The organism is Streptococcus sp. HF-2466, assembly GCF_015594645.1.
Classification (GTDB): domain Bacteria; phylum Bacillota; class Bacilli; order Lactobacillales; family Streptococcaceae; genus Streptococcus; species Streptococcus anginosus.
In genome coordinates this window covers 151,304-164,423 of the sequence record NZ_JADNQU010000002.1, presented here as the reverse complement: position 1 = coordinate 164,423, position 13,120 = coordinate 151,304, and the positions used below count along the sequence as shown (strand labels likewise).

The following is a 13,120-nucleotide window of genomic DNA, read 5'->3' as shown; positions in this document are numbered from 1 at the left end:
GATGACATGAATCAGGCTTATGTTCCTATCTGGGAACGCTACACGCTGACGATTGAAGAAGCTGCTAAATATTTCCGTATCGGTGAAAATAAGCTGCGTCGTTTAGCAGAAGAAAACAAGAATGCAGGCTGGCTGATTATGAACGGGAACAGGATTCAGATCAAGCGAAAGCAATTTGAAAAAGTGATAGATACATTAGATGTCATATAGGGTATAAGGGTCTTGAATAGATATGGTATAATCGTATCAAGTCGTATCAAGGCTCTTTCCATACAGGAAAGGAGCAGATACCATGTCAGAAAAAAGACGTGACCGTAAAGGTCGGATTTTGAGGACTGGAGAGAGCCAGAGAAAAGACGGAAGATACTTATACAAATATATAGATTCATTCGGAGAAACACAGTTTATCTACTCATGGAAGCTGGTATCTACGGACAGAGTACCGGCAGGCAAGCGGGATTGTATCGCACTGCGTGAAAAAATTGCAGAGATACAAAAAGATGTTCAAGATGGGATTGATGTTATCGGCAAGAAGATGACACTTTGCCAGCTTTACGCCAAGCAAAATGCTCAGCGTCCTAATGTAAAAGCAAACACAAAGACCGGACGTAAATATCTGATGGAAATTTTGAAGAACGATAAGCTGGGCGCAAGAAGCATAGACAGCATTAAACCGTCTGACGCTAAGGAATGGGCTATTAGAATGAGTGAAAACGGATTTGCCTATTCCACCATCAATAACTATAAGCGGTCACTGCGAGCTTCCTTTTACATTGCGATACAGGATGATTATGTAAGAAAGAATCCATTTGATTTTCAGCTTAATACCGTTATTGATGATGATACCGTTCCTAAAACGATATTGACACTGGAACAGGAAGCAAGACTGCTTGATTTCGCAAAGTCTGATACGGTCTATCACAAGAATTATGACGAAATTCTGATACTGTTAAAAACCGGACTTCGTATTTCAGAGCTATGTGGTATGACTGTTACAGATTTGGATTTTGAAAATCATCTTATCTTGGTTAATCATCAGCTACTAAGAAACACTGAGCTTGGGTATTACATTGAAACACCTAAAACCAAAAGCAGTGAGCGGCAAGTACCAATGGTTGAAGTTACATGTCAGGCATTGAAAAGAGTATTGGCAGTGCAAAACCAAAACGAATGTGTTGAGATTGATGGATATAGCAACTTTCTTTTTCTCAACAGAAATGGCTATCCTAAAACGGCATGTGATTTTAACAGCATACTAAGAAACCTCATTAAAAAGTACAACAAATGCCATGAGGAAAAATTGCCACATATCACACCGCATACACTTAGGCATACATTCTGCACCAACTGTGCCAATGCCGGTATGAATCCCAAAGCCCTGCAATATATTATGGGACACGCAAACATAACCATGACACTGAACTATTATGCACATGCGACCTGTAATTCGGCTATGGAGGAAATGAAACGCTTGGAAAAAGAACAACAAGCAAGATGTTTAGTCCTTTAAAAGAAATGAATTTACTACCCTTTTACCACTTTTAACAATCAATTCATAACAAATTACACAAAGAAACGTGAAGTATCTTCCTAAAGAAAAAATGCCCGAAAACCTACATAACAAGGCTTTACGAGCATTTAAGAATATTCAAAATGATAATTGGAAATTTGTGATATGTTTAAATTAAAAATACACTTATGGTTTTAATAAAACGTATTAGAAAGAAAAAGGAGTGGAATTCCAAACTAAATTTTTGTTGCATTTAGTTTGCTTCCACTTCCCTATATTCATCATTCTAAAACATTAAGACACAGTCCTTCTGAATGTCTATTCATCTTTCAGATTTTGAATTTATTCATCATCCCATTCTTATTTATTAATAATTCCGTACTCCTCATTTTTCTTTTGCTCCTGTGCAGCTCGATGATTATCATATAAATTCGCTAGGAATTTTGCAATTTCTTTCAAAATAGAATAAATCGGAATCGCTACAATCATCCCAACAATCCCATAAATATTACTTGACAAAAGCAAGAGAACCATAATGGTAATTGGATGCACCTTCATCACGCCACCTACAATCCGTGGATAGAGAATATTTCCGTCAATTTGCTGCACAATTAACATATATATAACTGCAATCACCATTTTTTTCGGATCGGCAATCAGATAAGTGATAATCATCGGAATCAACCCAATGCTTGGACCCACATAAGGAATAAGATTAGCAATCATAGAAAAAATAGCAAATATCAAAGCATATTTCAGACCAATAACACTATAGCCAATGAAAGCCAACGTTCCAATAATAAACGCATCAATCGAAATCCCACTAATATACCGAGCAATCGTTGCATTAAGATTGGTCAATAATTTCGTGATGTTGAGCTTATCCCGCTTCAAAACAGTTCTTTCCAACATGGGCAGTAATTTATCCCCGTCAATTAAGAAATAGACCAAAAAGATCGGCGTCATGATGAGAATCAAAAATGTATTCACTACTGCTGAAACGACACTCCCCAGACTATTGGTGACACTATTTAAAATATTTTGCAAAATATCCACATAAGACAAATTTAACTGCTTAATAATAGACTGGATATTCAGATTTTTAAAGAGAGAGTGCTGCGATAGCTGGTTAATCCAATTTTGCAATTCTCCATAAACATTTTGACTAGAAGAAATCAAACTTGTCAACTGCGTAATCAAAATAGGTAACAGATAAATAATGCCCAGAGCAATAATCCCAAACAAGAGAACCAAGGTAATCAAAATTCCAAAAATCCTCTTAATTTTCAGCTCTTTCTCCAGGAATTTCACTAAAGGATTCGTCACATAGTACAAAAATCCCGCAATTAGAAAAGGAATTAAAACCGTATTTAAAACGCTCACAAAAGGGGAAATCAAGCCGTCCATTTGCCGCCAGATAAAAAAGATAATAGTTAGTAGTAAGACTTCTGTTGTCCAAAAAAATAACTTACTTTTATGAAACATACTGTTCCTCCTATCAGCTATTCTATCATATTTTCCACTAAAATAGAGTGCTTTTCTTAAAATGGCTTAAATTATTTTAGGAACAGACTCTTTCGTTTCCCACTATCAAAATTTATTTTTCCATTTATTTTCGTTTGTAAACCATTTTCACATGTACTCGTGATTCTAAGATGAAGGGTTCACTAACAGCTTCAAATCCAAATTTCTCATACAAGCCCACCACCTGCTCTTGCGCCTCTATGTGAATCTCTTTTTCAGGCCATTTTTCAGCACAAGTCTTCATAATAGCTTGGACCAACTTACGACCAAGCCCTTGACCGCGAGTAGAAGCCGCTGTTACGACACGTCCAAAATGAATAGTAGTACCCGTTTCAAATACTCTCGCATAAGCGTCTACCTCGCCGGCTTCATTTTCATGAAAAATATGGATCGCTTCTAAATCGTGCTCGTCCAAATCATTATAAACACTATTTTGCTCTACGACAAATGTTTCCAAGCGTAATTTCAAGCATTTATAAAATTCTAAGGTGGTTAATTCCTCAAATGTCTTTTTATACCACATACTTGTTTTCCCTTCTTCTTTATTATATAATAATTGTAAATGCAACTATAAAAGGAGCCTTTTATGGATTATCGTCATCTCTTTCGTCAAATGGGCATAATTTCTCGCCAAGCCATGATGAATATGAATCATGAAGCCAGCCAATACAACCTAGATAATAATCTTTTTCTTATCCTTATCCGCATTGTTGAGCATGAAGGACTGAATCAATCTCAACTTTCTCATATGGTAAAAATTGATAAAACAACACTTAGTCGCTCTCTTAGAAAACTAGAGGAAAAAGGATTTATCACAAAGAAAGTCAACTCTCAAAATAAGAAATTTAAAGAGCTTTTCCCTACGACGAAGGCTTTGCAAATCTACGACCGATTGATTGGATTTGAAACGACCTACATCCAGTCTGTCATGAAAGCTCTGACTTCCTCTGAACTCTTTCAATTAGAAGCCATCCTCAATAAAATAGAAAATGCTCAATGAAATCAGTATAGCACACATTAGTTGCATTTGCAACTTTTAAATTAAAAAAATGAAGAGGCTGGGACAAAAGTCCTTAACCTCGTCAGATTTTTATGAGTTTCTTGCAAGTCGCAGTGGTTGAGCGGGTTCTATGCGGTTGATAAATCACCCTTTACAGCCCTACTCAACTGTGCGGGGGTGGGACAACAAAATCAAATTTCTTCGAAATTACCGATTTTTGTCCCACTCCCTTTTGATTATTTTGTTTCAAATCCTTCTGCAACTGCTTGCGCAAAATGTTCTTCAACGATTTCTGCACAGTGGTCACAAACAATTGCATGATAGCTACGTTCTTTGACTGTTTCATCTACCCGACGGCAACGTTCACAAACTTGTCCTTCTGCATGCTCAACTGTAAAAGCTACATCCTCGAAAGCAATAGCACTTTCAGGAGCTTCCCCGTCTGCGATTGTTAATTTAGAGACAATGAGAAGTTGCGCAACGTCGCTATTAACCGCTTCAAGTAGCATTCTCACGACTTCATTTGGATAAACAGTCAAGTGAGCTTCCAAGGATTTTCCAATCACTTTTTTGTTACGTGCTTCTTCCAAAGCTTTTTGCGCTTGACTACGGAAGTTCATAAAGGCTGTCCAAGTATCTAACAGTTCTTCCTCATTAGGGAAAGTCAACGCATCTGGCAATTCCGCTAATTGAACAAATTCTTCTGGCTCATGTTCTAAGTAAGACCAGATTTCTTCTGCTGTATGTGGAAGAATTGGGGTCAACAATTTTGTAATGTTTACTAAAATATCATAAAAGACGGTCTGCATTTGACGGCGTTCCAATGATTTAGCTGCTTCAATATAGACAACATCTTTTGCAAAATCAAGATAGAAGGCTGATAAATCAACTGTCACAAAGTTTACAATCGCTTTGTAAATATCTAAAAATTCAAAGTCCGCATAAGCCTCACGAATCGTCTTGACAAGTTGATTAAATCGAACGGTCATATACTTATCAACAGAGCGAAGGTCATCATAAGCAACAGTATCTTCTTTCGGATTGAAGTCAGATGTATTGGCAATCAAGAAACGGAGGGTATTCCGAATCTTACGGTAAGTTTCAGAAACTTGGCTCAAAATATCCATAGAGATACGAACGTCGTTACTGGAGTCTACACTCGTTACCCAAAGCCGCAAGATTTCCGCACCAAATTGTTTTTCAACATCACTTGGAGCAATCGTGTTGCCAAGAGACTTCGACATTTTCTCGCCTTTACCGTCCAAAGCAAACCCTTGTGAAAGAATTTGTTTATAAGGAGCTACACCATGGTTGGCAACCGATGTGATAAGCGATGAGTTGAACCAACCACGATACTGGTCTGACCCTTCAAGATAAAGGTCAGCAGGATAAGTCAATTCAGGACGATTGACCACCACACCATTCCAAGAAGAACCTGAATCAAACCACACGTCCATGATGTCCGTTTCTTTAGTGAATGTACCATTTGGTGACCCTGGATGAGTAAATCCTTCTGGAAGCAAATCTTTCGCTTCTCGTTGCCACCAAATGATAGAGCCATGTTCCGCAAAGAGCTCAGCCACATGCTCAATTGTTTTCTCAGTCATAATCGCTGTGCCGTCCTCCGCATAGAAGATTGGGAGTGGCACTCCCCAAGCCCGCTGACGTGAAATGACCCAATCTCCACGGTCACGAATCATATTGTAAAGACGAACCTTGCCCCATTCCGAATGGAACTTCACTTTTTCAATTTCGTCCAAAATTTCTTGACGGAATTTTGAAACTGAAGCAAACCATTGCGGTACTGCACGCCAAATTATTGGCTTTTTCGTCCGCCAGTCAAATGGGTAGGAGTGAGAAATTTCTTCTTGCGCAAGGAGAAGTTGACCTAACTTTTCAATTACTGTAGGAACTACCTTGTCATAAAATTGCCCTGCAAAATCTGAACCAGCATTTTCCATCATGATACCACGTTCATTAACTGTAACGGCTACTTCTAAGCCATTTGCAATCCCAACATTGTAGTCGTCCTCACCAAAACCAGGAGCTGTATGGACAATCCCTGTACCTGAATCTAGTGTAACGTGGTCACCAAGAATCACCAGTTCATCTACTTTCTCATCCCACGGGTGCTCTGTCACGATATGGTTCAGTTCAGCACCGCGATGAGTTGCCAAGACCTCCACATCTTCCCAGCCAAATTTTTCAGACAAGCTATTGAGCAAGTCAGCAGCAACGACAAATTTACGGCTTTCCTCAGCTGGTTTTACCACAACATAATCAAAGTCCGCACCTACTGTCAAACCGCGAGAAGCCGTAATAGTAAATGGTGTTGTCGTCCAAACTACAATATAAGTATCTGTATCTAGCACATTTTTGCCGTCTTTTACCTTATTCGCATAGTAAAGAGAGGTTGAAACCAAATCATGATACTCAATTTCTGCCTCTGCAAGAGCTGATTCAGATGACCATGACCAATAAACCGGCTTCGCACCGCGGTAGATATAGCCTTTTTTCGCCATTTCTCCAAATACGCGAATTTGAGCAGCTTCATAATCCGGAGTCAACGTCACATACGGATGCTCCCAATCACCAGAAACACCTAAGCGTTTGAAATCTTCACGTTGTTTGTCTACTTGACTCAGTGCATAATCGCGACAAAGTTTTAAATACTCTGCCAAATCCATTTCTTTTCGCTTCACACCTTGCTTTGCCAGAACTTGCTCAATCGGAAGACCATGAGTATCCCAGCCTGGGATGTAAGGCGCATAATAGCCAGACATTGATTTTGAACGCACAATAATATCTTTTGAGATCTTATTCATGGCATGCCCAACGTGAATATTTCCATTAGCATAAGGAGGGCCATCGTGAAGTGTAAAGTGTGGTTTACCTTCATTCAATTCTTGACGACGTTGATACAACTTTGCATCTTCCCACTCTTTTTGCCAAATAGGCTCTTTATTTGGTAAGCCAGCACGCATTGGAAAAGCAGTTTTCCCAAGATTAAGAGTTTCTTTTAATTTCATAAGTTCTCCTTTTTCATATTAGTAACAACTAAAAAACCACAAATTCATCAAAAGGACGAAAATTCGTGGTACCACCTTCATTTAGATAAGAATAAGATTCCTATCCCTCTTACTCGTAACGTGAGTTAAGCGTTAAATCTTACTGTTTTCAGATTTAAGTTTGCAAAATGATAATCCTAACAAAAGGAATTACAGGTCTCTCACCGTCACCCGCTCGCTGCGAATATTTTGTTAGCATCTTGTTTTTACATTCTCTTATAAAATATCTACAGATTCTGTTGAAGTAGCTTCTGAGTTATCTGTTGAAGTCTCAGCATTTGTCAGATTTAATCCTAAGACAGACTCATCTAATGTTTCAAACGCTTGTGTTTCGGCTAATTCACGATTTGCTTCTTCAATGCGTCTTTGTAATTCTTCCATTTCCTCTGGAGAGAACTGACGCGTCACATCCACTTCATCTTCTTCTGGAGTCGTTACGACTTCACCCAAAGCAGACTGAACAACTTCTTTAAAGGCTTCATCACTAGTCTGCAAGTAAGTAGCTGTTGGGCGAAGAATATCTTCCCATTCTGAAGAATTCACAATGCTTAATTGACTTTCAATGGTTGATTTTAAACGTTGGTGGAAAACACGCGTTTTATTTTTCAACTCTTCTGTTTCAACAGCCACTTTCTTAGCATTATCAGTCGCTTGACGAAGAATTTCATTAGCCTTGTATTTTGCCTCATCCAACAAATGTTGGGCTTCTTGCTCAGCCTTATGAACAATGTTTTCAGAACGGTCATTTGCCGCTTGTTTTACACGTTCTGCCGTATCTTGTGCAATCAATACAGATTGGCTAAGGGAATCCTTCATCTCGTCAAAATAGGTCAAACGTTCTTCCAGATTTTTAATTTTTGACTCTTGCTCATGATTGACACGAACTAAATCTTCGTAATCTTGGACAATGATATCAAGAAATTCATCTACTTCATCAACATCATATCCTCTAAATTTGTGAGCAAAAGCTTTATCTTTAATTTCTAACGATGTAATAGCCATATTTTCTCCTTACTTACTAGACAATAATTCAACAGTTAACTTATACTTCCCATTTTTTGAAAAGCCATTTTCTCTTAAAACTTTTACTCTCCCATATCCTCGTACACTAATTAAGTCATTTAATAACAAATGATGACTGGGATTATCCAGCATGGAATAGTTTACCTTAACTTGCTTTGTTGCTATCAGCCGAGCGGCAATGCTTCGTGACAAATGAAATGAGGCAGCTACCACTTTATCCAAACGCATACTAGAGACAAGCACATCTCTTAGTTTTGAATCAGTTTGAGCGATAATTTGTTGTGAAAAATCTACTTGCTTTAATTTTACAGGTATCTTTGCTATCCTTGAGATATGATCGATGAAAAATTGAGTAAATTTCTTATCTACCATAATTTGTGCTCTACCTGAAGCTACAAGAATATCACCAAACACTTTACGTTCAATCCCTAATTGATTCAATAACGTTCCCATTATTTGCGAATGGGTTAAATGGTGAAATTTATTCGAATAGCTGATTTCTAACAGATCTATTTCAAAATCACTTACTTGCAACTCATAGTAGAGAGGAGCAATAATGACTTTAGCCAATTCACTCGTATAATAATCCGAACTTGAAAATATTTGCAATTGCAAATGATTTCCAAGATTCCGTAAAATTTCAACTTGGTGTGGATTCACAAACGAAGTTACTTCAAAAGAATAAGAATCCTCAACTCGCTGCATCTTTTCTAAGCTTTTATCAACAAATTCACGATCTTCTTCTGTAAAATGTTGGTATAAATGTTTAATATTCCTCATGAATTTAAGCTAAAAGCAAAAGAGCATTCAAAATGATGCCAGAAACCAAATTCAAAAGAAAGATAACGATAAGAATCGTCCAATCAAGACCAGCAAATTGTAAATTGAAACGTTGAAATGGTTTCAAAACAGGCTCTACTATCCGTAAAATCAACTGACCAAGTGATGTTTGATAGGCACCTGGAAACCAAGATAAGAGAGCATACACCACTAAAATAAATGAATACACTCTTACCAAATTATAAAGTATATTTACAATCCAAACCATGTTTTTATCTACGTTTCATATCAAAATCAAATTCGCCACTTTGTAAATCCTCAGGTAATTTCAAATCCTCAACATTTACAACAACATTGATTGGTGTTAAAAGGTACATTGTACTTGCAACTTTTTTTATATTTCCTGCAAGCACATAACGAGCACCATCCAAATAATCCAAACAACGACGAGCTTGCACTTCTGTCATATATTGAAAATCAATCAAAATGCTTTCATTAACAATTAACAAATCAACAATTTCAGTTGTTTCTTCATATTTTCTTGGATAACGAACATTGATTGTCACTTTGTCATCTGAAATTGTCCGATGTTGTGCCAATTCTTGCTGACGTGCATGCAGACGAGTAATGTTCTCATTTGCTCCCGACTTTGTAGAAGATTGTGAAGAGCTACTCGCTGTATGTACTAGTCTTTCTTTGGTAGGTGTAGATTGATTACTCACACGCGGTGGCAACTCTGGCGTTTGAACGCTTGCGTCTTCACCATCTTCTGTAAAGTAATCAATGAATTTATCAAATCTATCTTTAAGAGACATAATACTTTCCTATTTAAAAAATGCGGTACCAATTCTGACAAAAGTCGAACCATTTGCAATAGCTATTGCATAATCGCGGCTCATTCCCATACTTAAATCAGTAAAAGGCATGTTGGGTAACTGTTTACGTTGTAATCTTTTTTGTAATTGATTAGCTTGTTGGAAAATAGCATTTAATTCAGCCTCATTCGCTTCAAATGGTGCCATTGTCATCAAACCAACAATCTGAATCTTTTCAAGTTTTTCTAGCTCAGGTAAAATAGTATCAATTTCCTCTACAGTAAAACCATGTTTACTGGCTTCTTTGGAAATATTGACTTGTAAAAAGCATTTAATGATATGCTCTGCTCTTTTGTTGATTTCTTGAGCTAATTTTACTGAATCCAAGGCATGGAAATAGTCTACATAGTTAATGACATCTTTCACTTTTCGCCTTTGAAGCGTACCAATTAAGTGCCAAATCACATGTTCATCTTGTAGAGCCTGATATTTATCTAGAAACTTATCTACTCGATTTTCACCGATATGATGAATCCCTGCTTTAATCAGTTCTTTAGCAGTAGAGCTGTCAACATACTTGGTGACAGCTATTACTTCTACTGATTTTTCTGAGCGATTAACTTGTTGTGTAGCCTGTGCTACATTCTCCAAAATTTGAGATGTATTCTTTTCTAAATCCATTTTAGCGATTTTTAAAGAATGGTGGTGTTTCTAATTCATCGTCATCAGAACTAGTGTCTTCATAACGCTCTACAGCTGGTGCAGCACTCGCATCTGTTGAGCGAACAATATTTTCACGACGCAAATCCCAATCACCAAATGCTGAAGCCTGTGGCGATTCTGTCCGTTGACGACTTGGCTTTGGAATTTCAAGACTTTCAGTCAAATCAAAGTTACGGTCATAACCTTGGCTTCCTCTAGAATTACGATTTTCACGAGTTCCAGCTGCATAAGAATTTTGTTGAGCAACTGGACGAACACCACTTACTCGATCAATTTTTTCTTGACGAACACCCGTTGCAACAACTGTCACACGAATTTCATCTTTCATGCTGTCGTCAATAGAAGTACCTAACCAAATATTAACACCATGACCTGCTGCTTGATTGACGATTTCTGATGCTTCTTCTGCTTCAATCAAGGTCATATCAAGACCACCTGTAACGTTGATAATGACATCTTCAGCTCCATCAATCGTTGTTTCAAGAAGCGGTGAATAGATAGCCTTACGTGCAGCTTCAATAACACGTTCTTCGCCACTACCAATACCGATTCCCATAAGAGCATCACCTTTATTTGCCATAACGGTTTTTACATCAGCAAAGTCAAGGTTAATAAGTCCTGGGCTTGTAATCAAGTCCGTAATTCCTTGTACACCTTGACGAAGGACATTGTCTGCTTCGCTCAATGCTTCAAGAAGAGGAGTTTTCTTATCAACAATTTCAAGTAAATTATTGTTTGAAATGATAAGAAGTGTGTCTACATGCTCACGAAGTTCATTGATTCCTTCAATCGCAAAGTTACCACGCTTACTTCCTTCAAAGCCAAACGGACGAGTAACAACTGCAACAGTTAAGGCACCAAGACCTTTTGCAATACGAGCAATAACTGGTGCAGCACCTGTACCAGAGCCACCGCCCATACCAGCAGTAATAAAGACCATATCAGCTCCCGTAAGAGCTTCCGTCAACACTTCTTCGCTTTCTTCAGCCGCTTTACGACCGATTTCAGGCTGTCCTCCAGCACCTAGACCGCGAGTCAACTTTGGTCCAAGCTGAATAACTGTTTCTGCTTTTGAGCCACTCAGAGCTTGCACATCTGTATTGGCAGCGATAAATTCAACGCCTGATACTCCTTCATCAATCATGCGGTTAATGGCATTACCACCACCACCACCGATACCAATAACTTTAATTACTGCTCCCTGTGCCGCAGCTGTATCAAATGAAAATGTCATAATATATTACCTTCTCCTTTAATCAAACATATTGCCAAGTAGATTTCGAACACGATCTGTCAATTTTTCTTTTGGTTGTTGAGATTGTGTCGGAAGTGGTTCGGGACGTTCAACTTCTTCTGCTGGTTCAGCAATCGGAGCCACAGTTGTTTGTTGCGGCTGAGTAAAGCGCTGCAACGGATTGAACGACTGAGTTTGTTGAGTCGGACGAGAAAATTCAACCGGTTGATGACGCAGAAGTTCATCACCGTGAACGGCAGCTTGTGCTAAAACATCCACTTCAGATAGATTTCCAGCATATTCTGATAAGCTAATGACATGAGCAAAAGCTGGATTACGAATACCGATTTGATTTGGTACGTATAGTTTAACAGGAACACCGAAAACTTCTTGCGCCAATTCCACCACACCTGGTAAAATTGCACCACCACCAATAATAACAAGTCCACCTGGAAGTTCTAATAAGTGTCTTCTTTCTAAATCTTGCTTGATTTGTTCAAAGATATGCTTAACACGTGCTGAAATAATTTCTGCTAAATAGCGCTCTGTTACTTCAACCGGTTCCACTTCACCAATTACTTCCACTTGGAAAGACTCATTGCTAGCGGCAGGTACGTATGCTTCTCCATAGTTAAACTTCAAGCTCTCTGCCAACTTCTTAGATGTTTTTAAAACCTTAGAAATATCTTTTGTGACATATCCGCCACCTTCTTGATAGATATTGGTAAATTGCAATTCTTGGTTGCGAACAGAAGCAACTGTTGTTTGGCCACCACCCATATCAATGACAGTCGCACCAAATTCACGTTCACCTTCATTTAGAACAGATTTGGTCATAGCAAGCGGAGAGATGATAATATTTTCCACTTGAACTCCTGCACGCTCAACTGTTTTTCGTAAATTGTGAAGAATGGTACGTGGACCTGTATAGAGAAGACCACGCATTTCTAAACGAATTCCCATCATTCCGCGAGGATCACGAATTCCTTGGAAGCCATCTACGATGAATTCCTCTGGAATAAAGGTAATAACTTCACGATCTGGAGTCATACTTTTTGTCAAAGCAGATCTCACAACGTTTTCAACATCTGTATCTGTAATTTCTTTTGTTTCACTTGTCACAGGAATCATACCTTGTGTTGCTTCAATCTGCAACAGGTTAGCAGGCAAACCAACGTTCACCAACTTAATGGAAATTCCTGCTTTTTCTTCTGCTTGTGAAATTGCTGATTTTATAGCACTTGCTGCTGCTTCGATATCTACAATGATACCATCTTTTACGCCAGCACTTTTTGCATTACTAACTCCGATTACGTTTAATTCATTGTTTACATGTTCTGCCACCAAGACCTTAATGGAGCTTGTTCCGATATCTAATCCTGTAAAAAAGCCATCTCTAGCCATTAGACCATTCCTCTCTATCTACCAAGTTTCTCACTTATC

Annotated in this window: 11 protein-coding genes and 4 pseudogenes; 3 read left to right on the top strand and 12 right to left on the bottom strand. The window is 38.2% G+C overall.

Annotated features, from left to right (window positions below; genetic code table 11):
• Positions 1–6 precede the first annotated feature (6 nt).
• Complete coding sequence (locus IYQ91_RS03495) at positions 7–210, top strand: excisionase (protein ID WP_006906967.1); 204 nt, start codon at positions 7–9, stop codon at positions 208–210.
• Between the two features lie 82 nt (positions 211–292).
• The gene (locus tag IYQ91_RS03490; RefSeq protein WP_006906966.1) at positions 293–1,510 is read left to right on the top strand and encodes a site-specific integrase; all 1,218 of its coding nucleotides are present in this window, start codon (positions 293–295) and stop codon (positions 1,508–1,510) included.
• Between the two features lie 360 nt (positions 1,511–1,870).
• Here IYQ91_RS03490 and IYQ91_RS03485 read toward each other — a convergent pair whose 3' ends face one another.
• Both IYQ91_RS03485 and IYQ91_RS03480 read right to left on the bottom strand, forming a co-directional pair.
• Positions 1,871–2,995 (bottom strand): AI-2E family transporter, encoded by a 1,125-nt coding sequence (locus IYQ91_RS03485; protein WP_003028351.1) that lies wholly within the window; start codon positions 2,993–2,995, stop codon positions 1,871–1,873.
• A gap of 124 nt (positions 2,996–3,119) precedes the next feature.
• Positions 3,120–3,557, bottom strand: coding sequence for a GNAT family N-acetyltransferase (locus IYQ91_RS03480; protein ID WP_195673083.1), 438 nt, complete (start codon positions 3,555–3,557; stop codon positions 3,120–3,122).
• A gap of 63 nt (positions 3,558–3,620) precedes the next feature.
• On the opposite strand from IYQ91_RS03480, the gene IYQ91_RS03475 reads away from it, so the two are divergent.
• On the top strand, positions 3,621–4,034 hold the full coding sequence (locus tag IYQ91_RS03475; RefSeq protein WP_003025684.1) for a MarR family winged helix-turn-helix transcriptional regulator: 414 nt from the start codon (positions 3,621–3,623) through the stop codon (positions 4,032–4,034).
• Between the two features lie 236 nt (positions 4,035–4,270).
• Here IYQ91_RS03475 and ileS read toward each other — a convergent pair whose 3' ends face one another.
• The 10 genes and pseudogenes from ileS to ftsA form a co-directional block, all read right to left on the bottom strand.
• Complete coding sequence (gene ileS / locus IYQ91_RS03470; protein ID WP_195673082.1) at positions 4,271–7,063, bottom strand: isoleucine--tRNA ligase; 2,793 nt, start codon at positions 7,061–7,063, stop codon at positions 4,271–4,273.
• 255 nt (positions 7,064–7,318) lie between these two features.
• Complete coding sequence (locus tag IYQ91_RS03465) at positions 7,319–8,104, bottom strand: DivIVA domain-containing protein (RefSeq protein WP_003025689.1); 786 nt, start codon at positions 8,102–8,104, stop codon at positions 7,319–7,321.
• A 9-nt stretch (positions 8,105–8,113) separates the two neighbouring features.
• Positions 8,114–8,905 (bottom strand): RNA-binding protein, encoded by a 792-nt coding sequence (locus IYQ91_RS03460; RefSeq protein ID WP_195673081.1) that lies wholly within the window; start codon positions 8,903–8,905, stop codon positions 8,114–8,116.
• A 4-nt stretch (positions 8,906–8,909) separates the two neighbouring features.
• Positions 8,910–9,173, bottom strand: a complete 264-nt coding sequence (locus tag IYQ91_RS03455; protein WP_003028359.1) for a YggT family protein — start codon at positions 9,171–9,173, stop codon at positions 8,910–8,912.
• A 4-nt stretch (positions 9,174–9,177) separates the two neighbouring features.
• Positions 9,178–9,543: pseudogene (locus IYQ91_RS03450) on the bottom strand (cell division protein SepF); the annotation flags it as partial.
• A gap of 86 nt (positions 9,544–9,629) precedes the next feature.
• Positions 9,630–9,720, bottom strand: a pseudogene (locus tag IYQ91_RS10135) (cell division protein SepF); the annotation flags it as partial.
• Between the two features lie 9 nt (positions 9,721–9,729).
• Positions 9,730–10,401 (bottom strand): YggS family pyridoxal phosphate-dependent enzyme, encoded by a 672-nt coding sequence (locus IYQ91_RS03445; RefSeq protein ID WP_058670223.1) that lies wholly within the window; start codon positions 10,399–10,401, stop codon positions 9,730–9,732.
• Between the two features lies 1 nt (position 10,402).
• The gene (gene ftsZ / locus IYQ91_RS03440) at positions 10,403–11,677 is read right to left on the bottom strand and encodes a cell division protein FtsZ (protein ID WP_174720997.1); all 1,275 of its coding nucleotides are present in this window, start codon (positions 11,675–11,677) and stop codon (positions 10,403–10,405) included.
• Between the two features lie 18 nt (positions 11,678–11,695).
• Positions 11,696–11,896 (bottom strand): annotated as a pseudogene (locus IYQ91_RS10130) (cell division protein FtsA C-terminal domain-containing protein); the annotation flags it as partial.
• Positions 11,875–13,081, bottom strand: a pseudogene (gene ftsA, locus IYQ91_RS03435) (cell division protein FtsA); the annotation flags it as partial. The pseudogenes ftsA and IYQ91_RS10130, both read right to left, overlap by 22 nt.
• Between the last annotated feature and the right edge of the window lie 39 nt (positions 13,082–13,120).

Excerpts from the sequence above, each read along its gene's own strand:
- IYQ91_RS03495 (WP_006906967.1), top strand. The coding sequence starts at position 7 with ATGAATCAGGCTTATGTTCCTATCTGGGAACGCTACACGCTGACGATT.
- IYQ91_RS03490 (WP_006906966.1), top strand. The coding sequence starts at position 293 with ATGTCAGAAAAAAGACGTGACCGTAAAGGTCGGATTTTGAGGACTGGA.
- IYQ91_RS03485 (WP_003028351.1), bottom strand. The coding sequence starts at position 2,995 with ATGTTTCATAAAAGTAAGTTATTTTTTTGGACAACAGAAGTCTTACTA.
- IYQ91_RS03480 (WP_195673083.1), bottom strand. The coding sequence starts at position 3,557 with ATGTGGTATAAAAAGACATTTGAGGAATTAACCACCTTAGAATTTTAT.
- IYQ91_RS03475 (WP_003025684.1), top strand. The coding sequence starts at position 3,621 with ATGGATTATCGTCATCTCTTTCGTCAAATGGGCATAATTTCTCGCCAA.
- ileS (WP_195673082.1), bottom strand. The coding sequence starts at position 7,063 with ATGAAATTAAAAGAAACTCTTAATCTTGGGAAAACTGCTTTTCCAATG.
- IYQ91_RS03465 (WP_003025689.1), bottom strand. The coding sequence starts at position 8,104 with ATGGCTATTACATCGTTAGAAATTAAAGATAAAGCTTTTGCTCACAAA.
- IYQ91_RS03460 (WP_195673081.1), bottom strand. The coding sequence starts at position 8,905 with ATGAGGAATATTAAACATTTATACCAACATTTTACAGAAGAAGATCGT.
- IYQ91_RS03455 (WP_003028359.1), bottom strand. The coding sequence starts at position 9,173 with ATGGTTTGGATTGTAAATATACTTTATAATTTGGTAAGAGTGTATTCA.
- IYQ91_RS03445 (WP_058670223.1), bottom strand. The coding sequence starts at position 10,401 with ATGGATTTAGAAAAGAATACATCTCAAATTTTGGAGAATGTAGCACAG.
- ftsZ (WP_174720997.1), bottom strand. The coding sequence starts at position 11,677 with ATGACATTTTCATTTGATACAGCTGCGGCACAGGGAGCAGTAATTAAA.